This is a genomic window from Cryobacterium ruanii (assembly GCF_004404055.1).
GTDB classification, from domain to species: domain Bacteria; phylum Actinomycetota; class Actinomycetes; order Actinomycetales; family Microbacteriaceae; genus Cryobacterium; species Cryobacterium ruanii.
Window position 1 is genome coordinate 204,798 of the sequence record NZ_SOHK01000014.1, and the last position, 23,223, is coordinate 228,020.

The 23,223-nt window shown below is 65.3% G+C and carries 22 protein-coding genes; 15 read left to right on the forward strand and 7 right to left on the reverse strand.

Annotation, left to right across the window (positions count from 1 at the left end):
* Positions 1–180: 180 nt before the first annotated feature.
* The 4 genes from E3T47_RS09540 to E3T47_RS09555 are packed head-to-tail and all read left to right on the forward strand — an operon-like array spanning position 181 to position 4,323.
* Positions 181–1,398, forward strand: a complete 1,218-nt coding sequence (locus tag E3T47_RS09540) for an ABC transporter substrate-binding protein (protein WP_134555843.1) — start codon at positions 181–183, stop codon at positions 1,396–1,398.
* Positions 1,398–2,597: an ABC transporter ATP-binding protein gene (locus E3T47_RS09545; RefSeq protein ID WP_134555844.1), complete on the forward strand. Its 1,200-nt coding sequence runs from the start codon at positions 1,398–1,400 to the stop codon at positions 2,595–2,597. Before E3T47_RS09540 ends, E3T47_RS09545 begins: the two co-directional genes overlap by 1 nt.
* Positions 2,598–2,599: 2 nt before the next feature.
* The gene (locus E3T47_RS09550) at positions 2,600–3,520 is read left to right on the forward strand and encodes an ABC transporter permease (RefSeq protein ID WP_134555845.1); all 921 of its coding nucleotides are present in this window, start codon (positions 2,600–2,602) and stop codon (positions 3,518–3,520) included.
* Positions 3,517–4,323, forward strand: coding sequence for an ABC transporter permease (locus tag E3T47_RS09555; RefSeq protein WP_174844662.1), 807 nt, complete (start codon positions 3,517–3,519; stop codon positions 4,321–4,323). Before E3T47_RS09550 ends, E3T47_RS09555 begins: the two co-directional genes overlap by 4 nt.
* 175 nt (positions 4,324–4,498) lie before the next feature.
* Here the strand turns inward: E3T47_RS09555 and E3T47_RS09560 are convergent, their stop codons facing one another.
* Positions 4,499–5,491 (reverse strand): asparaginase, encoded by a 993-nt coding sequence (locus tag E3T47_RS09560; RefSeq protein WP_134555846.1) that lies wholly within the window; start codon positions 5,489–5,491, stop codon positions 4,499–4,501.
* 4 nt (positions 5,492–5,495) lie between these two features.
* Entirely contained in the window at positions 5,496–6,899 is a 1,404-nt protein-coding gene (gene gabT, locus E3T47_RS09565; protein ID WP_134555847.1) for a 4-aminobutyrate--2-oxoglutarate transaminase, read from the reverse strand.
* A gap of 89 nt (positions 6,900–6,988) precedes the next feature.
* On the opposite strand from gabT, the gene E3T47_RS09570 reads away from it, so the two are divergent.
* The 3 genes from E3T47_RS09570 to E3T47_RS09580 all read left to right on the forward strand — a co-directional run bounded on the left by E3T47_RS09570 (position 6,989) and on the right by E3T47_RS09580 (position 9,153).
* Complete coding sequence (locus E3T47_RS09570) at positions 6,989–7,471, forward strand: OsmC family protein (protein ID WP_134555848.1); 483 nt, start codon at positions 6,989–6,991, stop codon at positions 7,469–7,471.
* Between the two features lie 225 nt (positions 7,472–7,696).
* Entirely contained in the window at positions 7,697–8,056 is a 360-nt protein-coding gene (locus E3T47_RS09575) for a PadR family transcriptional regulator (RefSeq protein WP_134555849.1), read from the forward strand.
* The gene (locus E3T47_RS09580; protein ID WP_134555850.1) at positions 8,053–9,153 is read left to right on the forward strand and encodes a hypothetical protein; all 1,101 of its coding nucleotides are present in this window, start codon (positions 8,053–8,055) and stop codon (positions 9,151–9,153) included. The genes E3T47_RS09575 and E3T47_RS09580 overlap by 4 nt, the downstream gene beginning before the upstream one ends.
* Before the next feature lie 238 nt (positions 9,154–9,391).
* Here E3T47_RS09580 and E3T47_RS09585 read toward each other — a convergent pair whose 3' ends face one another.
* Both E3T47_RS09585 and E3T47_RS09590 read right to left on the reverse strand, forming a co-directional pair.
* On the reverse strand, positions 9,392–10,738 hold the full coding sequence (locus tag E3T47_RS09585; RefSeq protein WP_134555851.1) for an aminotransferase class III-fold pyridoxal phosphate-dependent enzyme: 1,347 nt from the start codon (positions 10,736–10,738) through the stop codon (positions 9,392–9,394).
* 53 nt (positions 10,739–10,791) lie between these two features.
* On the reverse strand, positions 10,792–11,631 hold the full coding sequence (locus tag E3T47_RS09590) for a lysophospholipid acyltransferase family protein (RefSeq protein ID WP_422386482.1): 840 nt from the start codon (positions 11,629–11,631) through the stop codon (positions 10,792–10,794).
* 44 nt (positions 11,632–11,675) lie between these two features.
* Between E3T47_RS09590 and dxr the strand changes: the two genes are divergently transcribed.
* Complete coding sequence (gene dxr / locus E3T47_RS09595; protein WP_134555852.1) at positions 11,676–12,758, forward strand: 1-deoxy-D-xylulose-5-phosphate reductoisomerase; 1,083 nt, start codon at positions 11,676–11,678, stop codon at positions 12,756–12,758.
* Between the two features lie 21 nt (positions 12,759–12,779).
* On the opposite strand, the gene E3T47_RS09600 is transcribed toward dxr, so the two are convergent.
* Together E3T47_RS09600 and E3T47_RS09605 are read right to left on the reverse strand one after the other, a co-directional pair.
* A complete protein-coding gene (locus tag E3T47_RS09600) occupies positions 12,780–13,313 on the reverse strand; it encodes a mucin-associated surface protein (RefSeq protein ID WP_134555853.1) in 534 nt (177 codons plus the stop codon).
* Positions 13,310–14,602, reverse strand: a complete 1,293-nt coding sequence (locus E3T47_RS09605; RefSeq protein WP_134555854.1) for a serine/threonine-protein kinase — start codon at positions 14,600–14,602, stop codon at positions 13,310–13,312. The genes E3T47_RS09600 and E3T47_RS09605 overlap by 4 nt, the downstream gene beginning before the upstream one ends.
* A 109-nt stretch (positions 14,603–14,711) precedes the next feature.
* Between E3T47_RS09605 and E3T47_RS09610 the strand changes: the two genes are divergently transcribed.
* Positions 14,712–16,091, forward strand: a complete 1,380-nt coding sequence (locus E3T47_RS09610) for a M50 family metallopeptidase (RefSeq protein ID WP_166805680.1) — start codon at positions 14,712–14,714, stop codon at positions 16,089–16,091.
* A 7-nt stretch (positions 16,092–16,098) separates the two neighbouring features.
* Here E3T47_RS09610 and E3T47_RS09615 read toward each other — a convergent pair whose 3' ends face one another.
* The gene (locus tag E3T47_RS09615) at positions 16,099–17,283 is read right to left on the reverse strand and encodes an acetyl-CoA C-acetyltransferase (RefSeq protein ID WP_134555856.1); all 1,185 of its coding nucleotides are present in this window, start codon (positions 17,281–17,283) and stop codon (positions 16,099–16,101) included.
* A 296-nt stretch (positions 17,284–17,579) separates the two neighbouring features.
* Here E3T47_RS09615 and E3T47_RS15905 point away from each other — a divergent pair, with 296 nt between their 5' ends.
* The 6 genes from E3T47_RS15905 to E3T47_RS09640 form a co-directional block, all read left to right on the forward strand.
* Positions 17,580–17,753 (forward strand): hypothetical protein, encoded by a 174-nt coding sequence (locus E3T47_RS15905; RefSeq protein WP_166805681.1) that lies wholly within the window; start codon positions 17,580–17,582, stop codon positions 17,751–17,753.
* A gap of 51 nt (positions 17,754–17,804) precedes the next feature.
* Positions 17,805–18,959, forward strand: coding sequence for a flavodoxin-dependent (E)-4-hydroxy-3-methylbut-2-enyl-diphosphate synthase (ispG, locus tag E3T47_RS09620; protein WP_174844663.1), 1,155 nt, complete (start codon positions 17,805–17,807; stop codon positions 18,957–18,959).
* Positions 18,960–19,045: 86 nt separating this feature from the next.
* The gene (locus tag E3T47_RS09625; RefSeq protein WP_134555857.1) at positions 19,046–20,809 is read left to right on the forward strand and encodes a proline--tRNA ligase; all 1,764 of its coding nucleotides are present in this window, start codon (positions 19,046–19,048) and stop codon (positions 20,807–20,809) included.
* 181 nt (positions 20,810–20,990) lie between these two features.
* Positions 20,991–22,028: a transcription termination factor NusA gene (gene nusA, locus E3T47_RS09630; RefSeq protein WP_134555858.1), complete on the forward strand. Its 1,038-nt coding sequence runs from the start codon at positions 20,991–20,993 to the stop codon at positions 22,026–22,028.
* Positions 22,029–22,036: 8 nt separating this feature from the next.
* Positions 22,037–22,294: a YlxR family protein gene (locus tag E3T47_RS09635; protein ID WP_134555859.1), complete on the forward strand. Its 258-nt coding sequence runs from the start codon at positions 22,037–22,039 to the stop codon at positions 22,292–22,294.
* 76 nt (positions 22,295–22,370) lie between these two features.
* The coding region (locus tag E3T47_RS09640) for a translation initiation factor IF-2 N-terminal domain-containing protein (RefSeq protein WP_174844664.1) at positions 22,371–23,223 on the forward strand (853 nt) is incomplete at its 3' end.

Below are 23,223 nucleotides of genomic sequence, written 5' to 3' on the forward strand. Positions count from 1 at the left end.
TACGAACCGACGATTTCGAAGGCGAGTGTGGCGAGTTTGTGCTGATTTCGTGACAAATCGATTGCAAGATCAATGTTTTGAGCTCTTTCGGGTGTTTCCACCACCGATATGTGCAATTATCGACCAACTCGCAACGCCGCGAGTCTAGACCCTGCGCGTGCCCAGAATGCTAGGAGAACCATGAAGAAGTCCAAGCCGCTGCCCGCCGATCCCATGATTCGCCAACTCATCCGTCAGGCGCAAAACGCCCAGATGGGTCGCCGCTCTCTCCTGGCCGGTGCCGGTGCCGGTGCCACGGCCCTCGCGCTCGCCGCCTGCTCCTCCGGCGCCGCGGTCAAACCCACCGCTGCCACTGACACCTCAGCCGCGGATAAGACCATTCGGTGGGACAACTGGGCCCTCTACGTGGACGTTGACGATGCCGGTAATTATCCCACCCTCGACGCGTTCAAGGCGCAGACCGGCCTCTCGGTCAAGTACACCGAAGCCGTCGACGACAACAACTCCTACTACGGCAAGGTGAAAGACCAGCTCGCCCTCGGCGACGACATCGGTGCCGATGCCGTGTGCCTGACCGACTGGATGGTCAGTCGCATGATCCGGTTTGGTTATACCCAGGAGCTCGACCACGCCAACATTCCCAACCTCGCCAACCTCCTGCCGTCGCTGCAGGACGTCGACTTCGACCCGGGTCGTGCCATGAGCGTGCCGTGGCAGGGCGGGTTCGCCGGGCTAGCCTGGAACAAGGAAAAGTATCCGCAGGGCCTGGCCTCTGTCGAAGACCTCTGGGCGCCGGAACTGAAGGGTCGCGTCGGTGTGCTCTCGGAAATGCGCGACACGATGGGCCTGATCATGCTCGACCAGGGTGTCGACATCTCGGGAACCTGGGGCGCAGAGGAATTCACCGCCGCCATCGACGAATTCAAGAAACAGGTCTCCGACGGCCAGATCCGCAATATCAAGGGCAACTCCTACAAGGAAGACCTCGCCAACGAAGACACCCTCGCCGCCATCGTCTGGTCCGGCGACATCGTGCAGCTGAACGCCGAAAACGGCGACAAGTGGGGGTTCGTCGTTCCCGAAAAGGGCGGCACGCTGTGGAACGATAACTTCGTGGTGCCGATCGGATCGCCCGGCAAGAAAAACGTCGAAAAACTCATCAACTACTACTACGACCCGGCCGTTGCTGCGGAGGTCGCCGCGTACGTCAACTACATCACCCCGGTCGTCGGTGCCAAGGAAGCGATGATGGCTATCGACCCGACCCTGGCCGAAGATTCGCTGATCTTCCCCGACGACGCCACCCTCGCCAACGCCTACGTCTTTCGTGGCCTTGACGGCAGCGAAGAACAGACCTTCAACGCACAGTTCCAGGCGATCCTGCTGGGTGCAGCCTGATGGCCGTCGGTGCGTTCGCTGATCGTGGGGCCGACCTGGAACTGGTCGGCATCGAGAAACGGTTCCCCGGGTTCACCGCCATCGAAAATCTCAACCTCACCATTCCAGCCGGGTCGTTCTTCGCCCTGCTCGGCCCCTCGGGCTGCGGCAAGACGACGACACTGCGCCTCGTCGCCGGACTGGAAGAACCCACGAGCGGCCACATCCTGATTGGGGGAACGGACGTCACGAATCAGAAATCCTTTCAGCGCCCGGTCAATACCGTGTTCCAGAGCTACGCTCTGTTTCCGCACATGACCGTGTTGGAGAACGTCGCATTTGGGCTACGCCGACGCAAGATCGGCGACCCGGTAGCCAAAGCACACCAGGCGCTGCACCTTGTGGAGCTCGATCACCTCGCCCACCGCAAACCACAACAGCTCTCCGGCGGCCAGCAGCAGCGGGTGGCACTGGCCCGCGCCATCGTCAACCGGCCCGCGCTGCTGCTGCTCGACGAGCCGCTCGGTGCACTGGACCTGAAGCTGCGGCGTCAAATGCAGCTCGAGCTGAAAACCATTCAGGAAGAGGTCGGCCTCACCTTTCTGCACGTGACCCACGACCAGGAGGAGGCCATGACCATGGCCGACACCATCGCCGTCATGAACAAGGGCCGTATCGAGCAGATGGGCGAACCGCAGCAGCTCTACGAACTGCCCAAGACAGCTTTCGTCGCTAACTTTCTCGGCCAGTCCAACCTGTTCACCGGCCCGGTCGTCTCCACCACGAGTACCGCCATCGCGGTTGACGTGTCGGGGCAGAAGGTCGTAGTGCCTTTGGAGCGCGCACACCGGGTGTCGGGCGAGGTCACGATCGGGGTGCGACCCGAAAAGCTCACCCTGCACGCCGTCGCGCCGACCCATGATGCCGGCCGCAACGTGATGGGCCCTGGCTCGGTCATCGACGTGTCGTTCAGCGGGGTCAGCACCCAGTACCTCGTAGCCGTGCCCGGAGTCGGCACCCTGGTCGTATTCGCCCAGAACATGGCCTTCGGCCCGGCTGCGCACGTCGGTGCAGAGGTCTGGCTCAGCTGGAATGTCGACCACGGCTTCGGGCTCGACGACGATCCGGCGGACGCCCCGCGGTTCGAGGCAGACCTGGACACCAAGACCATCGCACAGCAGCGACGGTCGTCGCTCCTGACGGAGCTTGAGGAGGCCTAGCGATGGCCTTCGCCGCGTTTTCTTCGACGACGCCGTCCTCCACGACCGACCCGATCGTTCGACGTCGCAGTCCGGTGGCGCTGTTCCTGCTGTTGCCGGGCATCCTCTATCTGGTGCTGTTTTTTCTCACTCCGCTCGTGTCGCTGCTGCTGACGTCGTTCCAGGCGCCGCGGGAGTTCGGCGACATCGGCCAGTTCGACTACGCTTTTCGCTGGCAGAACTATGTCGAAGTCGTCACGACCTACTGGCCGCACATTGTGCGATCGTTCAGCTATGCGCTCACCGCGACGTTTTTCGCGTTGCTGATCAGCTACCCGCTGGCCTATTTCATCGGGGTCAAGGCTCGCAAATGGCCGCTCCTGCAGAGCCTCATGCTCGTGCTCGTGATCGCGCCGTTCTTCATCAGCTTTCTGCTGCGCACCCTGGCCTGGAAGCAGCTGTTCTCGGACGAATCCTTCGTCGTGCAGTCGCTGAAAGCACTGTCGCTGCTCGGGCCGGAAGCCCACGTGACCGGCACCGCCTTTTCGGTCATCTTCGGCCTGACCTACAACTTCATCCCGTTCATGACCCTGCCGCTGTACACGACGCTGGAACGGCTCGACGTGCGCTACCTCGAGGCCGGCAGCGATCTCTACGCGAGCCCGTTCCACGTGTTCCGCAAGGTCACCATTCCGCTGTCCATGCCCGGCATCGTGGCGGGAACCCTGCTCACCTTCATTCCCGCCGCCGGCGACTACATCAACGCCAGTCGGGACTTCCTCGGTGGAACCGGCACTCAGATGATGGGCAACGTCATCGAGGCCAACTTCTTGGTGCTGCAAAACTTTCCCGCCGCCGCGGCACTGTCGATCATCCTGATGACCGTGATTCTCGTGATCGTCAGTATCTACGTCAAACGATCCGGAACGGAGGAACTGCTGTGAGACTCTCACTCGGCAAATGGTTGCTGCCCGTCTACAGCGGCCTGGCACTGCTGTTCCTCATGATCCCCATCGGTTATACCTTTCTCTACTCGTTCAACGACTCCCAGAAATCGAATATCACCTGGCAGGGCTTCACCCTCGATAAGTGGTTCAACGTCTGCAACGTGCAAAACGGGGCAGTCTGCCAGGCCTTCGGCAACAGCCTGTTCATCGGAGCCGTCGCCACAGTTCTGGCGACTACCCTCGGCACCATGATCGCCATAGCGATCGTTCGTTACCGGTTCAAGTTTCGGTCGCAGACCAGCCTGCTCCTGTTCTTGCCGATGGCCACCCCGGAGGTAGTGCTCGGCGCCGGGTTGGCGGCCCAGTTCTTGTCGGTGGGGGTGCCGAAGGACATGCTGACGATCATCCTCGCGCACACCATGTTCTGCATCAGCTTCGTCGTGGTCACGGTCAAGGCGCGCGTCGCGAGTCTCGATCCGGCGCTGGAAGAGGCCGGTCGAGACCTGTACGGTTCGGCCGCGCAAGTCTTCGCACGCATCACGTTCCCGCTGCTGCTGCCCGGCATTCTGGCGGCTGCCCTATTGTCGTTCGCGTTGTCCTTCGACGATTTCATCATCACGAACTTCAACTCCGGTGCGGTGTCGACGTTCCCGAAGTACATTTATATCTCGGCGGCGCGCGGTATCCCGGCGGAAGCCAATGTGCTCGCTTCTGCGGTGTTCATTATCGCGATCATCGTGGTTGTGACGGTGCAGGTGTCCGGCGCAGCCAAGGCCAGACGGCTGGCAAAGCTGAGTTGACCGATTCGGTCCCACCTGAAACTTGGACCCGCTGGTCAACCTGGCGGCCGGCCGGCGGCCACCAGTTGTGGCCTTAGCGCGGCCCGGTACCTGCGTGGAGCAGGTGTCGCCGTGACGGCGACCCACACGCAGAGCGCTGAGCACGGATGCCGTGTCGCGCCCGTGGCCGAACCGACTAGACGTAGCTCGCGCGAATCTCTCCGACCGGCTGGCCGCCGCCGGTGACGGTGAGGCCGAGCTCGGGCAGCAACTCTGCGACATCCGTTCGCGAGATGGCGCCCGCGTCGGCGAGCAGGCCCAGTGCGACCACCGCTGCGGCGCGCAGGTTGCCGTCGAGAATCTTCAGCGCCACGGTCGTGCCGTTCTCGGCGGCGGCGACCATGATGCCCTCCGCTCCACCCTTCACGAACAGGCCGAGCCGGTCGATCACGATGCTGTCGGAATGGCCGGCGCCGGCCACGACCCAGCCGTTGCCGCGTACCGCTTCGGCAAGAAAGCCGGCCTCGCGGTAGATCGCGAACGGTGAGTTGGACTTGCTTGTGGCGATGCGCGCGATTCCACGGGCCAGCCCGGTGAGGGAGATCGCGTGCACCGGTGCGCCGCAGCCATCGATGCCCGAAGCCGTCGGTCGTTCGCCGGTGAAGCGCTCGAGCACGTCCAGAATGCGCTTTTGCAGCGGATGCTCCGGCGCCAGGTAGCCCTCGATCGGCCAGCCGTTCTGCTGGCACGCGACGAGCATCGCCGCGTGCTTGCCCGAGCACTCCATGTAGACCGGAGCCTTGCCAGCGCCGAGGCGTACGAGGGTGTCGCGGGCAGCGGAGTCGATCGGCCAGGCCGCCGGGCAGGCGAGTGCCGTTTCGGGCACTCCGGCCCGGCTGAGTAGCCCGCGAACGAGATCGATGTGGGCTGCGGTGCCGCTGTGACTCGCGGTGGCGATGGCGGCATCCGCTCCCCGCAGGTCGACGCCGCTCGCCATGACGGCGACGGCCTGGAACGGTTTCATAGCCGAGCGCGGGAAGACCGGGCTGATCACGTCGCCGAGCGTGCGCAACACCTCACCATTGGTGCCGAGCACGATCGCCGAACCGGCGTGGCGGGACTCGACGAAGCCGCTGCGCTCGACGACGGCGAGCTCGACGGAGTCGTCGACCGTGAAGGTTTCCGTCACGGCGTCAGTGCGTCTGCGCGGTGAGGGCGGCAGCGTGGGCGGCCATGGCGTCGTCGATCACCGAGAGAGCGTCGGCGATCAGCGCATCGGACAGCGCGAGGCTCGGCAGGAAACGCAGCACATTGCCGTAGGTGCCGGCTGTGAGCAGCAGCACGCCGTGCTGGCCTGCGTAGGTCGAGATGGCGCTCACTGCGGCAGCGTTGGGGGTCTTTGTGGTGTCACCGGTTCCCGGCTGCACGAGCTCGATCGCCATCATGGCACCGTGCCCGCGAATCTCGCCGATAATGTCGTATTTGTTCTTCAGCGTGGTCAGGCCCGCGGTGAGGGACTTCTCGATGCGTCGGGCCTCGCCGAGCAGGTTATTGGCCTCGATGGCGTCGAAAACGGCGATCGCGGCGGCGCAGGAGACAGGGTTGCCACCGAAGGTGCCGCCAAGGCCGCCGGGCTGGGAGGCATCCATGATTTCGGCCCGGCCCGTGACGGCGGCGAGCGGGAAACCGCCCGCGATGCCCTTGGCAGTGAGCACGAGGTCGGGGATCCAGCCGAAGTGCTCGCTCGCGAAGTACTTGCCAGAACGGGCCATGCCGCTCTGAATCTCGTCGGCGATCATGACGACACCGTTGATGGTGCACCAGTCCTGCAGGGCCGGGAGGTAGCCATCCGCTGGCACCATGAATCCGCCCTCGCCCTGGATGGGTTCGACTACGAGACAGGCCAGGTCGCTCGCCCCGATCACCTTGTCGAGGTAGGCGACGGTACGCGCGGCCGCTTCGGCACCGGTCAGACCGTCGTGATAGGGATAGGAGCTCGGCGCGTGGTAGACATCGCTCGCCAGCGGACCGTAGCCGGTGGCGTATGGCATGGCCTTGTAGTTCATGGCCATGGTCAGCACGGTGCGACCGTGGTAGGCGTGGTCGAGCACGGCGACAGCGCGACGGCCGGTGAACTTGCGGGCGATCTTCACGCCGTTCTCGACGGCTTCGGCGCCGGAGTTGATGAGCACGCTCTTTTTCGGGAAATCTCCGGGGGTATGCTCGGCGAGCAGCTCGGCGACGCGCACGTACTCTTCGTACGGGGTGACGGTGAACAGGGTGTGGATGAAGTCCTGGGACTGGTCGACGGCGGCCGCGACGACGCTGCTCTCGGTGTGGCCGATCGTTGTAACGCCGATGCCGGCGCCAAGGTCGATGAACTGGTTGCCGTCGACATCGACGACGATCGCGCCGTTGGCCTTCTTGATGTAGACGGGCAGCATGGAGCTGACACCATCGGAGACGACCGCTCGGCGCCGTTCATGCAACGCCACCGAGATCGGACCGGGAATTGCGGTGAGGATCTTTCGTTCTTGTGTCACCACGTAAGGGGCGGCAGCGGCAGCGGTGGCGGAGTTTGTGAGGGTGTCAGTCATGATGCCTCCACTTTACCGATCCCATTCCCCACGACGCTGGTTGTGCTGTCAGAATTGATGAACCAGACAGCGAATCTCGAGGGGGAGCCATGATCGGCGAGCACAATTACGCGGTACGGGTGGACTGGACGGGCAATCAGGGCACCGGTACGAGCAGCTATCGTGCCTACGGCCGGCAGCACACGATCACTCCGCTCGGTAAGGGCGCCGAGGTCAAGGCTGTCATCAAGGGTTCGAGCGACCCGACCTTTCACGGCAATGCCGAACGGTGGAATCCGGAAGAGTTGCTGCTCGCCGCGCTCAGCCAGTGCCACATGCTGTCCTACCTGCATGTTGCGGTGCAAAACGGTGTGACCGTCGTGGCCTATACCGATTCCGCAATCGGCACGTTGCGGCAGCTCCCGGCCGGCGGAGGTAGTTTCGCATCTGCTACCCTGCGTCCGCGTGTCACGATCACCGACCCGACCCAGGTTGAATTTGCGCAGTCACTGCACGTCGAAGCAGCTCGCGAATGCTTCATCGCAGCGTCGATAAACTTTCCGGTCGGGCACGAGCCGGTCACCACCGTCTAAAAGATCGAAGCCGGTCCGAGCCGTGATTGAAGGCGAAGCGCACCGTCGGCTGTGAATTTGAGGCCATTTCAGCGTGGAAATTGCCGCCAGCTCACCACTCGGTGGCCGAAACTCATGGTTCCGCGAGTGCTTCCAAGATTGGGCATGGCGCGGTAGTGCGGTTTGCATAGTAGTGTGGGATGCGTTGAGGGCGTGCGCGAGCGCCGACCGATCAAAGGGGGTGCCATGGATACCACCCAGTTACTCAAGGGGGTGCTCGATATGGCCGTATTGGCCGTGATCGCCGAAGACGACGGCTACGGCTACGACATTGTCCGCCGGTTGCGCGCCGCCGGGCTCGATGAGGTTGGGGACGCCTCGGTTTACGGCACGCTGCGGCGGCTGTACAGCGCGGGAGCATTGTCGAGCTACGTCGTGCCCTCGGACGGCGGACCGCACCGCAAATACTACGGAATGAACCCGCACGGCCGAGCCATGCTCGACGAACAGCGCGCGAACTGGACCCACTTCGCCGGCACGCTCACCCGGTTGCTCGAGAAGCCGCAGCCCTCCGTCCACCTACCTACGATCGGCGACAACTCATGAGCGACACCGCCACGACCACCCAGTCCATTCGCGACTTCGCCCTCGCGGTTCGAACTGCCCTGAGCGACCTGCCCACCGACGACATCGATGAACTCACTGACGGCCTCGAGGCCGACCTGACGGAGCAGGCGGCCGATGGCGAGGCCGTCGGCTCGGCCTCGCCGGGTTTCGAGCTCGGTGATCCGGTCGCCTACGCCGAGGAACTGCGCGGCGCTGCCGGGCTTCCCGTGCGGGAAGCGAATGCCACAGCTCGGGTGCCGTGGCTGCGCCGGCTGCGCATCCGGGTTGGTGCTGGGCGGGCTGGCGCGACCCGGCGCATCCGCTCGAGCGCGGCCGGTGGCCAGATACTCGACTTTCTGCTGGAGTTTCGCCCGCTGTGGTGGGTGTTGCGCGGCTGGATCGTTTATGCGGTAGCGGAGGTCTTGGTGGGCGGCGCGATCAGCACCGTGCCGACCGACCCGATACGTTGGCTCGCCCTCACGGTCTTCGTGGTTCTGAGCGCGCAATGGGGTCGCGGCCAGTGGCTGCCCTGGCGCTGGCTCCCCGGCTTTCGAACCGTGGTCAGCGTGTGCGCGGTCCTGGTGCTGCCGTTGGTGTTGTTCGTCACGGCCCATCAGGCCAGTGCGCAGAACAGCGCGTACGTGGATTACAGCCCGTATGTCACTCCGGGACTGGTGCAGAGCGGCCAGGAAGTGACCAACGTGTTCGCCTATGACGCCGATGGTCAGCCGCTTACCGACGTGCAGTTATTCGACCAGGACGGGCGAGCTCTCAACGTGGTCAACGACCCGGCCAATACAAACTACCTACCCCAGCTCGATGCAGTCGGGGAGCAGGACATGGTCGTACCGAGCCTGTTGGTTCCGGCGGGCGGCGGTTGGAATGTGTTTCCGCTGCGGCTGGTTTCATCCGGCGATATTGACTACGCCAACGACTATCTCGGCCAGGCTCACCAAGCGGATGCCGCGCCAGCGCCGTTCCCGTACGCCCAAGTGCAGCCGCTGGTGCGGGTGCCCGAAGTGAGGGAACCGACATCAACGCCGCCAGCAACGCTCCAACCGGAACCGACGGCATCCGCTGCGCCGACGGCCGGATAATGATGCCCCGGGCCCACGCTGGGCTTGCGGTCATCAGCCGGTTGGCTAGTGACCTGCCGCCGATTAGTTTATCGACATCACAGACCAGGTAGCGGCGGAGTGCTTCGCGGGGTGGGCACCAACCTCGACGCGGCGCCGCTCCCGGGCTCCAGCCCGGCGAACTCGGCTGCGCAACGCGACTCGTGACCAGCCCACTCACGTAGCCGCCCTGACCGGGAAACACCGACCGCCGAGCCGGTTACGCGGGGTAGGCGGCGACGAGAGCGGTGAGGGCGTCTTCGAGCACGGTCGCGGCGTCGTCGATGAGCTCGTCCGAGATCACGACACTCGGCATGATGCGCAGCACGGAATCCCAGCTGCCGGCATCCAACGCAATGACGCCGTTCGTGGTGGCGTGCTTGATCACGGCGGTGAGGGCTTCCGGGTAGGGCTTCTTCGTGCCGGGGTGCACGAGCTCGACCCCGAACATGGCACCCTTGCCGCGCACCTCGCCGACGATGGAGAACTTTTCGGCCCAGTCGCCGATGCGCGCCCAGAGCGCGGCCTCGACCCGCTTCGCCTCGCCGAGCAGGTCATCCCGCTCGATCAGGTTGAACACCGCGAGGGCGGCAGCGGTCGAGACCGGGTTGCCGCCGAAGGTGCCGCCGATGCCGCCGGGCTGTACGGAGTCCATGATATCGGCGCGGCCGGTGACCGCCGCGAGCGGGAAACCGCCAGCGATGCCCTTGGCCGTCGTGACGAGATCGGGCACGACGTCGTGGTGCTCGATGGAATACCAGACGCCGGTGCGGGCGATGCCGGCCTGAATCTCGTCGGCGACGAACACGATGCCATTCTCGGTGCAGAATTCGCGGATGCGTTTGAAGTAGCCGGGCGCAGGAATGACGATGCCTCCGTCGCCCTGGATCGGCTCGACGAAGAACGCCGCGACCTCGGTCGCTCCAATGTGCGTGTTGATGTAGTCGATCGTCTTCTCGGCCGCTTCGAGCCCGCTCAGGCCGTCGCGGAACGGGTAGCTCGTCGGCACGCTGTAAATCTCGCCGGGGAACGGGCCCATCCCGGCGCGTTCCGGCCAGGGCCGGTAGGTCATCGTCATGGTCAGGTTGGTGCGACCGTGGAAAGCATGGTCGAGCGCCACGATCGCACGACGACCGGTGAACTTGCGGGCGATCTTCACCGCGTTCTCCACCGCTTCAGCGCCGGTGTTGACGAGTACCGAACGCTTTTCGAAATCGCCGGGGGTGATCTCCGCGAGCTTCTCAGCGACCGCCACATAGTTCTCGTAGGGCGTGACCGTGAACAGGGTGTGGGTCAGTTTCGCTGCCTGAGCGGATGCCGCAGCCGCGACCTCCGGATGCGCGTGACCGATCGTGGTCACCCCGATCCCGCAGCCGAGGTCGATGATCTGGTTGCCGTCGACGTCGACGAGAATGGCTCCCGCGCCGCGGTCCATGTAGATGTTGGCGAGGGTCCCGGCGCCGCGGGCGACCGTCTTCTCGCGGCGGGCCTGCAGTTCAACCGACTTAGGGCCGGGAAGAACCGTCACGAGTTTGCGTTGCTGGGGCACCGAATACGTTGCAGTCATTACTCCAGCCTAAGACGGTCGGCCGGGTCTGCCGACCGAGGAAAAGCTCGCGGCTACAGGCGTTCGCGCGGAAAGACCCGGTGGGCGAGGCGATTCAGGGTGCCGACCGGTGGGGATTCGTTGTAGGCATTGGCTAAGTCCTGGCCGGACAGGCCGTGAATGGCGGCCATGATCTCATCCGTGGCCTGCCGGCGGGCTTTGCCGGATGTGGCCTGGCCGTGGTGGCTGAGGTCGAGCGGCTCGCCGAAAGCGACCGTGACCTTGCGGATACGGGGCACTTTGGTGCCCACCGGCTGGATCTCCTGCGTTCCGATCAGTCCGACCGGAACGACGACGGCGCCCGTGGTGAGGGCCAGCCAGGCGACGCCCGTGCGGCCCTTGTAAAGACGACCGTCGAGTGAGCGCGTTCCCTCCGGATAGATCGCGAAGGCGCCCTCGGCGTCGAGCACCGCCCGGCCCTCGTCGAGGGCCGCCTGGGCGGCCTGTCCGGCGCCGCGTTCCACGCCGATCGCGCCGATGGCGGTGAAGAACGTGCGCGATACCCAGCCCTTGAAGCCGGTCCCGGTGAAGTACGTCGACTTCGCTAGAAACTGCACCCGTCGGGTTGCGACGAGCGGAATGACGATGCTGTCGATGAAGGACAAGTGATTGCTCGCCAGAATGACCCGGCCGGTGGCCGGAATGTTCTCCCGGCCGAGGATGCGTGGGCGAAACACGACGCGAGCGACGGGTGCCATGATGCCATAGCCGAGAAAGTAGACGAATCCCGGACGCTTCACACGGTCCGGTTCGCCCTGCAGATCGGCAGGAACGTCGGGGGTGACGGCCGCGGAACCGCTCTCGCTGGTGGTGGTCGCGTCATCGTCTTTGGGTTCTGCTCTGGCACCAGTCACCCGTTGACACTACGCCACGCGCGCCCTGCACCTAGCATGGAGGGGTGCAGAGAGTAATCATCCTCGGGTCTACGGGCTCGATCGGAACCCAGGCCCTGGACGTCATTCGCGCAAACCCGGAACGGTTCGAGGTGGTCGGTCTCGCGGCCGGCAGTAACCGTGACCTGCTCGATGCGCAGGCCCTCAACTTTCAGGTCGAGCACACTGCTTTAGGAGCGGATGCTGCCGAGCAGCTCGTGCGGGATATCGACGCCGACGTCGTGCTCAACGGCATCACCGGTTCGGTCGGTCTGGGTCCGACGCTCGCGACCCTGAAGGCCGGTCGAACTCTGGCCCTGGCTAATAAGGAGTCGCTCATCGTCGGCGGTGACCTGGTGAAATCGCTCGCGGCGCCCGGCCAGATTGTGCCCGTCGATTCCGAACACTCCGCTATCGCACAGGCATTGCTCGCTGGAACCCGGCATGAGGTGCGGCGACTCGTGCTGACGGCATCCGGCGGGCCGTTTCGCGGTTTCACGCGGGAGCAGCTTGCCCGGGTCACGCCGGCGCAGGCCCTCACGCACCCGACCTGGAATATGGGCCTGGTGGTGACGACGAACTCGGCGACCCTTGTCAACAAGGGTTTGGAGATCATCGAGGCGCACCTGCTCTTCGACGTGGAATATGACCGCATCGACGCCGTCGTGCACCCGCAGTCCGTGGTGCACTCGATGGTCGAATTCGTAGATGGTTCAACGATCGCGCAGGCCAGCCCCCCGGACATGCGGTTGCCGATCTCGCTCGGGCTGGACTGGCCGAACCGGGTCGCCGCGGTCGGCGCCCCAATCGACTGGACGGTGCCGCACAGCTGGACCTTCGAGCCGCTCGACGACGCGGCCTTCCCGGCGGTCCAACTGGCTAAGAAGGTCGGTCGAATAGGTGGCACCTACCCCGCGGTGTTCAATGCGGCCAACGAGCAGGCCGTTGCGGCTTTTCACGCCGGGCGTATCGGCTTTTTGGACATCGTCGACACGGTGCTGCGCGTGGTCGAAACCCACGAACAGGGGCCGGAGCTTACCCGGGAGTCGCTCGCCGATGCCGAACGTTGGGCGCGCGCTGCGGCCGATACGCTGATCGCGGCACATTAACAAACCGGTGGCACTCGCGCGCTAGTTGCACTCGCCGGCCTTGACCCTATCCCGGTCCTCGAGGCAGTCCTCCCTGGCCTCCTTGGCGTCTTCCGCGGCGTTTTTCGCGGCGTCCCTGGCTTTTTCGGCGTCTTCCTGTGCCTGCTCGGCATTCTCCTGGGCGTTTTCTTGGTTTTGCTTCTCGGCGAGGGCGGCTGCTGCGGCCGCTGCCTGCGCCGCCGCTTCGGCGGCAACGATGGCGGCATCGATTTCAACGGTCAAGTCGTCGCGAACCAGGTTGATCGCGGATTGGATGGCTGCCGATCGTTCGGAGCTGACCTGGCCGGAAGCCGCCGCCGTACGCAGGTTCGACTGCATGGCCGTGAGCAGCGACTGGGCGGTCGCGAAGTCTCCGGCGGCTGCCGCCTCACTGATCTCCAGGATCTCACCCTGCAGATTCGCGGCCGTGGTGGCCTGCAGATCGACAGGGTCGGACGTGCAGCCAGCCAGGGGCAGGAGGAGCCCGACGGCTACGACGACGGTGGCGGCCAGGGTCAGACGATTGCGTCGAGTCACGGGTTCACACTTTCTTGCAGCTCTTGAAGGTGGGTGCCGAGGGTGCCGTCGACGGCCGGATAGCTCGGTGGCACCACGGTGTTATCGGCGGCGGGATCGGCGGGGTTGAGAATGACCAGGGCAGCGATGGCGATCAGGGCGAACCCGGTAGCGAGGAAGACAAGCAGCCGCCGGCTCGCGGGACGGCGCGGCTTGATTGGCGGGCCTGCGCTGGCGCTGGCGGCGGGAGTGCTGGCGGGAGTGCTGGCGGGAGTGCTGGCGGGAGCATCCGCTTTCAGAATCTCGGTCGGGGCGGCGTCGGTAGCCGCCAGCAGCAGAGTTGGCGCGGGAGGCACGTCCGGTAGCAGCAGGGTGGGCGCAGGGGTCGAATCGGGCAACAGCATGGTGGGCGCGGTGACGGTGACGGCGGCGGTAGCGCTGGTGGCAAGCGCTCGCAGCAGCAGGGAAGCCTCGGCCGCCGTGGGCCGGTCGGCAGAATCGCGGGCAGTCATGGCCGCGAGTACCTCTGACCAGTCCCGGCCGAGGGTGCTCGGAATCTCCGGCTGCCGCTGCAGGCGCGCCATCGCCGACTCCACGGCGGTTCCGGGGTACGCGCGCGCCCCGGTGAGGCACTCGAGCAGGACCAGGCCGAGGGAGTAGACATCCGTCGGCGCTCCGATGGCACCGCCGAGGGCCTGCTCCGGGCTGAGATAGCTCGCGGTGCCGATCAACGACCCGGTCGCGGTGAGGCGGGTCTCGTCGAGCAGCCGGGCAATGCCGAAGTCGGCGAGTTTGGCGTGCATGCCGCGACCGGGAAAACCAGACGGCGCCAGCAAGACGTTGGCCGGTTTGACGTCCCGGTGAATGATGCCTCGCTCGTGCACGTAGTGCAGTGCTTCGGCGAGGTCGGCGCCCATCCCGGCCACGTCGACACTGGCTACCGGGCCTTCGCCGATGCGGGTACGCAGGTCGGGGCCGTCGACGAGTTCCATCACGATAAAGGTGCGTGGGACGCCGTCGACGGTTGCGGTGCCGGCATCGAACAGGGTGACCAGGGCGAAATGGTTCAGGCTTGCGAGAAGTGCTATCTCACCGCTCTGGCGTTCGGGCTCGGAGGCACCGCCATCCGCTTTAAAGAGTTTGACGGCAACCGTGCGGCCGAGCGCGGTGTCGGTCGCCCGATAAACGGAAGCCATCCCTCCGGTGCCGATCAGGCTCTCGATGGCAAAACGTTCGACTAACAGGCCGCCGACCGGGCCGAGGGGAGGTGAAATAGGCAGCTGTTGCGTGGGAATGTTTTCGTGCGACATGGGGACCTCCTGATGCGTCCGTGTTCTAGCAAAGCACATGCACCCCCTCATTGGGTGGTCGGCAGTCACAGCCAGCCGGTTTGCAGCTTGGTGCGGTTACTCTACGAAAGTGGAAACCGTATTGCTGTTCATCCTTGGCGTCGCGATCGTCGTAGTCGGTCTCGCCGTGTCAATCGGCCTGCATGAAATCGGCCACCTCGTGCCCGCGAAGCTGTTTGGCGTGAAGGTTACCCAGTACATGATCGGCTTTGGGCCGACGATCTGGTCCCGCACTAGGGGCGAGACGGAGTACGGCGTCAAGGCGCTGCCTCTCGGCGGTTATATCGCCATGATCGGAATGTTCCCTCCCTCGAAGAAGGGCGGAGCTCCGCGCAGTACCACGACCGGATTCTTCGATCAGATGGTGCAGGAGGGTGCGTCGGAGAAGAAGACGAGCGCACTGTCGACCCTGGTCGACGATGCCCGCCAGGCCAGCGCGGAGACGATCGGCGCGGGGGAGGACCACCGCGCGTTCTACCGACTACCAGTCTATAAACGTGTCATCATCATGCTCGGCGGGCCGACAATGAACCTGCTCATCGCGATCGTGATGTACGCCATTCTGCTGATGGGATTCGGCTCCCCACAGATCAGTACGACCATCGGCAGCGTCAGCGAGTGTGTGCTGCCCGCCTCGAGCGACCGGCAAACCTGCGCGGCCACCGATGAAGCCTCACCGGGTGCCGTTGCCGGGCTGCGGCCGGGCGACCGCTTGGTCAGCATCGGCGGAACCGCCATCACCAACTGGGAACAGTCGACCGAGATCATCCGCCAGGCACCCGGGCGCACCCTCGCCGTGGTCGTCGAGCGTGATGGCGTCGACGTAAACCTCTCCCTCGCCCCGAAACTCACCGAACGCTACGTCTACACCGCCGACAACAAGATCACGACGGATACCGCTGGTGCGGCGGTTACCGAACAGGTCGGTTTCGTCGGCATCGGAGCGGCGAGTGAGCTGGTGCCAGAGCCGGCCACGGCCGTGTTACCCGCGGTCGGCGATAACATCGCCGGGGTCGCGCACGTGATCCTCAACCTCCCCGACCGGCTCGTGGCCGTGGCCAATGCCGCGTTCGGGCCGGGGGAGCGCGACCTGAACGGTCCGATCAGCGTGGTCGGCGTCGGCCGGGTTGCCGGAGAAATCGCGAGCATCGATACCATCCCGGTCGCCTCCAAGGTTGCGAGCCTGCTCGGCCTGCTCGGCTCGCTCAACATCGCCCTGTTCGTCTTCAACCTGGTGCCCTTGTTGCCGCTCGACGGCGGCCACGTCGCCGGGGCGCTGTGGGAAGGCATCCGTCGATTCTTCGCGAAGCTGTTCAAGCGGCCCGACCCGGGGCCGGTCGATATGGCCAAGCTCATGCCTCTCACGCTCGCGGTTGTGGTTCTGCTCGGTGGCATGAGCCTGCTGCTCATCTACGCGGACATCGTCAAACCGATCAACCTTTTCGGGTAGCAGACAGCTACCGGGACAGCAGCAGCGCTTCGCCCTGGCCTCCGCCGCCGCACAGGGCGACGGCGGCCTTGCCGGAGCCGCGCCGAGCCAGTTCGAGCGCGGCATGCAGGGCGATGCGCCCACCGCTCGACCCGATCGGATGACCGATCGCTATCCCACCGCCGTGTATGTTCACGACATCAGCGGATACTCCGAGCACCTTCGATGACTGCGCGACGACCGAGGCGAACGCCTCGTTGATCTCGATCAGGTCGAGGTCCGCTACTGTCCACCCCTGGCGGCTCAGGGCGTGGCCGATGGCGTTTGCCGGCTGGGAATGCAGAGAATTGTCGGGACCGGCGACCTGACCGCTCGCCTCGATCACTGCGAGCCACGGCAGTCCGTGCTTCTCGGCCCAGGCACGGCTGGTGACGACGACCGCGCTTGCGCCGTCGCTCAGGGGGGCGGCGTTGCCGGCGGTGATGCTTCCCGCCGGGTCGAAGGCGGGGCGCAACCGGCCGAGCGTCTCGGTCGTGCTCTCGGCGCGCACGCCCTCGTCGGTGCTGATCAGCAGCGGCTCACCCTTTCGCTGAGGAACGCTGATCGGGGTGATCTCGTCGCTGAACAGGTCGCTCGCTGCGGCCGCTGCGGCCCGCTGGTGCGAGGCGGCTGCGATTTCGTCCTGCTCGAGCCGGGTCTGGCCGAGCTCCACGTTGGCGCGCTCGGTCGAGAGGCCCATGGAGAGGCCGTCGAAGGCGTCGGTGAGCCCGTCGTGGGCGGCGTGGTCGAGGGCGGAGACGGTTCCGTAGGCCCAGCCCTGGCGGGATCCGGGCAGCAGGTGGGGAGCCCGCGACATGGACTCCTGGCCACCGGCTACGACGACATCCGCTTCACCGAGGCGCACTAGGCGGGCGGCATCGATGACCGCAGCCAGACCCGAGAGACACACCTTGTTGAGCGTCATGGCCGGCACACTCCACGGGATGCCGGCAGCCACGCTGGACTGCCGGGCCGGGTTCTGCCCGCAGCCGGCTTGCAGGACCTGCCCCATGAGCACGAAGTCGACCTGCTCCGGAACCACGCCCGCGCGGGCGAGGGCACCGACAATGGCGGCGGTGCCGAGGTCGACGGCGGTGAGTGACGAGAGCTGACCATTCACGCGACCCTGCGGGGTGCGTGATCCGGCGAGGATTACGACGTCGATTTCGGTCATCGGGACTCCTTTGTCAATGAGGTGCTGCATACCACCTTCCCAGCATATTGGGGCGTGCCGCGGATATATTCACGGGGCTCGGGACAGCGCCGTCGCCGCACGGGCGGTGACGGGGCTAATTCCGTTTTCGTCGCCCGGCTGCCAAGCGATGATCGGGGTTCCGACCCGACCAACCCGCGCACCGTCTACCAGACCACCGACGTCAAGCCATCGTTCAGCTCGGAACATGACGACATCTGGGTGGAGTCGATGCTGACCACGGCGACCGGCAGTGGAAACCATCCGGGGGATCGACCGTGTTCGAGAATTGGCCCGGCTTCGCTTCCGGCGGCAGCGGCGTGCTCAACACCATGACGCCCGGCCACTGCAACACGAACGGCATCGTCGACCTGGCCGACTGCGGGCGCTCGCTGCACCTCGAACACCCCGCGGCGTTCCTGGAGGCGCTGCTGGCCCGGATGGCGCGGTGATCCGGAACGGGCATTCAGGTTGTTGGGTACTACGACAACTAAGCTGGTTGCGTGGCTGCAATCAACTTGGGGATGCCCAAAGTACCTGAGGTACTCGCTCCCAGACGTAAATCCCGTCAAATCAAGGTCGGAAAGGTTTTGGTCGGCGGCAACGCTCAAGTGAGCGTGCAATCGATGACGACGACCCCGACCACGAACATCAACGCGACGCTCCAGCAGATCGCTGAACTCACGGCGACCGGCTGCGACATCGTGCGCGTCGCGGTACCGACGCGCGATGACGCCGAGGCCCTGCCGATCATCGCGCGGAAGAGCCAGATTCCGGTCATCGCGGACATCCACTTTCAGCCGAACTATGTCTTCGCCGCGATCGACGCCGGGTGCGCAGCCGTGCGGGTGAACCCCGGCAATATTCGCAAGTTCGACGACCAGGTCGGCAAGATCGCCGCCGCAGCTAAGGCGGCCGGCGTCAGCCTGCGCATCGGCGTCAACGCCGGTTCGCTCGAGCCGAGCCTCATGCAGAAGTACGGCAAGGCCACCCCGGAAGCGCTCGTGGAGAGCGCCGTCTGGGAGGCGAGCCTGTTCGAAGAGCACGACTTTCACGACTTCAAGATCTCGGTCAAGCACAACGACCCGGTCATCATGGTCAAGGCCTACCGTCTGCTCGCCGAGCGCGGCGACTGGCCGTTGCACCTCGGAGTGACCGAGGCCGGCCCGAGTTTTCAGGGCACGATCAAGAGCGCAACGGCGTTCGGTCTGCTGCTCGGTGAGGGCATCGGCGACACCATCCGCGTGTCGCTCAGTGCTCCGCCGGTCGAGGAGATCAAGGTGGGCCTGCAGATTCTGCAGTCGCTCAACCTGCGCGAACGCAAGCTCGAGATCGTCTCCTGCCCCAGCTGCGGCCGGGCCCAGGTGGATGTCTACAAGCTCGCCAACGATGTCACCGACGGGCTCGAGGGCATGACCGTGCCGCTGCGGGTTGCCGTCATGGGGTGCGTCGTCAACGGACCTGGCGAGGCCCGCGAGGCCGACCTCGGTGTCGCGAGCGGCAATGGCAAGGGGCAGATCTTCGTGCGCGGCGAAGTCATCAAGACCGTGCCAGAGTCCGAGATCGTGGCAACGTTGATCGAAGAGGCCAACCGTCTCGCTGCCGAGATGCCGGCCGCCGAACTCGGCAGCCCCACGGTCTCCGTCGGCGCTAAGTAGCGTCTCCTGGGCGGTTACATTGCCGTGGGGAAGCGGATGGCGGCGCGCGCGTAAGGCGGATGGCGGCGCGCGCGTAAGGTAGACGGGTGCCTACACGTCTTTCCAACTACTTCCTCCGTACCCTTCGCGAAGACCCCTCCGACGCCGAGGTGACCAGCCACCGCCTGCTCGTGCGGGCCGGCTACATCCGTCGCCAGGCTCCCGGTATTTTTGCCTGGCTGCCGCTCGGCCTGCGGGTGAAGGCAAAAGTGGAGCGCATCATCCGTGAAGAAATGCACGCCGCCGGTGCTCACGAGGTGCACTTCCCGGCGCTGCTGCCCCGCGAGCCCTACGAACTGACCGGCCGCTGGGACGAATACGGCGAGGGACTCTTCCGCCTGAAAGACCGCAAGGGCGCCGATATGCTGCTCGCGCCGACCCACGAAGAGGTTTTCTCGCTGCTCGTGAAAGACCTGTACAGCAGCTATAAGGACCTGCCGCTGTCGATCTACCAGATCCAGGACAAGTACCGCGACGAGGCACGCTCGCGCGGCGGACTGCTGCGCGGCCGCGAGTTCACCATGAAGGATGCCTACTCCTTTGACTACACCGACGCCGGCCTCGATGTCAGCTACCAGCTGCAGCGCGATGCCTATGAGCGCATTTTCGCCCGCTTCGGCCTCGAGTACGAGATCGTGCAAGCGGATGCCGGCGCGATGGGCGGCTCCAAGAGCGAAGAGTTCTTGCACCCCACCCCCGTCGGCGAAGACACCTTCGTGCGCAGCGCGGGCGGTTACGCGGCGAACATCGAGGCGTTCCGCACCCTCGTTCCGGCAGGCCGCGATTTCAGTGCGCTGCCCGCCGCGCAGGTCTTCGACACCCCGAACACCCCGACCATCCAGACGCTGGTCGACAAAGCCAACCTTGAACACCCCCGCCCCGACGGCCGGGAGTGGACCGCGGCCGATACCCTCAAGAACGTCGTGCTCGCACTGACCAGCCTTGACGGCACGCGGGAACTCGTGGCGATCGGCGTTCCCGGCGACCGCGAGGTCGACCTCAAGCGGGTCGAGGTTGCGTTCGCTCCCGCCGAGGTCGAGGCCGCCAACGAGGGCGACTTCGCCAGGAACCCCGGCCTGGTCAAGGGCTACATCGGCCCGTGGAGCGCGGATGGCGCGGTTCTCGGCGCGAAGTCGACCACGGGTATCCGCTTTCTGGTGGACCCGCGCGTTGTTGCCGGAACCGAATGGATCACCGGCGCCAACGAAGACAATCGCCACGTGTTCGGCCTCGTCGCCGGCCGCGACTTCGCGATCGACGACGTGGTCGAGGCCTCCGACGTGCGCGCCGGCGACCCGGCCCCCGACGGTACCGGCGCGGTCGAACTCATCCGCGGCATGGAGATCGGGCATGTCTTCCAGCTTGGCCGCAAGTACGCCGAGGTGCTCGGCCTCAAGGTTCTCGACGAGAACGGCAAGCTGGTCACCGTCACGATGGGCTCATATGGCATCGGCGTGACCCGCATCCTCGCGGTCATCGCCGAACTCAATAACGACGCAAAGGGCTTGATCTGGCCCGAATCGGTCACGCCGTTCGATGTGCACGTGATCGCCACCGGGCGCGATGAGATCGTCTTCCACACCGCAGAGGCCGTCGTCGCCGCGATCGAGGCCACCGGCCGAGAGGTACTCTACGACGACCGCCGCAAGGTCTCGCCCGGCGTCAAGTTCGGCGACGCCGAACTTATCGGCGTGCCGTGGATCGTCATCGTGGGGCGTGGCGCCACCGACGGCATCGTCGAACTGTGGAACCGCCGCACCGGCGATCGTGAGCAAATCGACGTCGCCGACGTCGCCAGGCACTTCGCGTAACCCTTCTGTCGAGAGCGGATGCTGCCGGCGGCCCAGCCGGCAGCATCCGCTCTGTAGCGAACCCGCCGGAACCGGCCCAGCCCGGGCGGGTGGGTGACGGGGCACCGCAGTTTCGGGTACCGTAGTATCCAGCCCGCTGCGCGGTTTCGCGGCGGCAAGATCTGAATAGAGGAGGCCGGCCATGGACATCGACCTCAGTGTTTTGCGGCTATTGGAGCGCGAAAAAGAGATTCCCTTCGAGGAACTCGTGCGAATCATCGAACAGGCGATTCTGACCGCCTACGTCAAGCACATCCAGCAAGACGTCACGAAGCTTGAAGCTTCGAAGATTGCTGAAGCCAGGCACGATACCCAGGATGTGCCCGAAGCGCGCGTCGTTCTTGACCGCAAATCCGGGCATGTGGATATTTACATTCCCGAGCACGACGACGAGGGCAACGTCATCGGCGAAGCCGTCGACAACCCGACCGACTTTGGTCGCATTGCGGCCTTCGCTGCCAAGCAGGTCATCAACCAGCGCCTGCGCGACTTGGCCGACGACGCGGTGCTCGGCGAGTTCAAGGGCCGCGAGGGTGACATCGTCGCCGGAATTATCCAGCAGGGTCCGAACCCGCGCATGATCCACGTCGACCTCGGCACCATCGAAGCGATCATGCCCCCCGAAGAGCAGGTTCCCACCGAGACCTACGTGCACGGCGCGCGCATTCGCGTGTTCGTCACGGCCGTCGGTCGCGGGCTCAAGGGGCCGCAGATCACCGTGTCGCGCACCCATCCATCGCTCGTGCGCAAGCTCTTCGCACTCGAGGTACCCGAAATCGCCAGCGGAGTCGTCGAGATCGTGTCGCTCGCCCGCGAAGCCGGCCACCGCACTAAGATCGCCGTGCGCGCGACCGAGCCCGGCGTCAATGCCAAGGGTGCCTGCATCGGCGAACTCGGCCAGCGCGTGCGCGCCGTGACCGTTGAGCTGAACAACGAGAAGATCGACATCGTCGACTTCTCACCCGACCTCGCGACCTTCGTCGCGAGCGCCCTGTCTCCGGCCAAGGTGACGAGCGCCTATGTGATCGACGAGTCGATCAAAGCTGTTCGTGCCCTCGTGCCCGACTACCAGCTCTCGCTCGCGATCGGCAAAGAGGGCCAGAATGCTCGCCTCGCGGCCAAGCTCACCGGCGCGAAAATCGACATCCAGCCGGACAGTATTCTGGAGGACGCCGAATAGGGGGTACGATGGGATCCGTAAGAACGTGTATTGGCTGCCGTTCGCGCGCCCCTCGATCCTCACTTTTGCGGATCGTTGCTGGGGATTCAGAAATTGTGGTGGATGAAACCGCCTCAATGCCCGGTAGAGGTGCGTGGCTGCATGCCCGTGAATCGTGCTTTCAGGACGCCGTAAGGCGACACGCTTTCGGGCGTGCCTTTCGCGTGATCAGGTCACTGGACGCGAAACAACTAGAGAACAGGCTGAATTGGCTTATGGATAACTAATGAGCGGCTCGAAATGAGACCCGTCCGTTATTAACGGTCTGCCCCTTTCCGGGTGCAGACCCGGAACAGGAGAATTGTGGCTGCGAAACCACGCGTACACGAGATCGCTACCGAGCTCGGAGTCGACAGCAAGGTAGCCCTTGCGAAATTGAAAGAAATGGGCGAGTTCGTCAAGGGACCGTCTTCCAGTGTTGAACCGCCGGTAGCGCGTCGCCTTCGCGCTGCACTCGAGGTCGAAAGCGCGGCCGCCAAGGCTGCTACGCCCGCGCCAGCTGCCGCTGGTACTGCCGCGACGGCAACGCCCGCCCGTCCGAGCCACGGGGCCAAGCCCGGTGCTCGTCCCGGCCCCAAGCCGCGAACCGAACCGGTCGCGCCCGTCGTCGCCGAGTCTGCTCCGACAGCGGATGCTGCGCCCCTTCCGGTCGTGCCGCTCACCGTCGCCGAGCGCCAGACCCAGGCCGCCGAGAAGGCCGCTGCCGCCGAGAAGGCCGCTGCGGCCGACAAGGCTGCTGCCGCGGAAAAGCCGAGCACCGACACTCCCGAAGCGAAGACCACGGCAGGATCGGCTACGCCGGTCAAGCCGGGAATGCCTCGTCCAGGAGCAGCGCGTCCGGGGAACAACCCGTTCGCCAGCAACCAGGGCATGGGCCAGCGTCCGACTCAGCCGCCGCGTCCGGGGAACAACCCGTTCGCAAGCGCGCAGGGAATGGGCCAACGCCCGGCAACCCCCACCCCGAGCAACATTCCGCGCCCTCCGGCACCTCGTCCGGGTGCCCCGCGCCCCGGCGGACCCGGCCAGGCTGCACGCCCGACCGGTTTCGGCCAGCGTCCAGGCGCCTTCCAGCGTCCAGGCGGCGCCCCGGGTGGAGCCGGCGCCGCCCGCCCCGGCTTCACGCGCCCCGGCGCTCCGGCCGGAGCCCCAGGCTTCG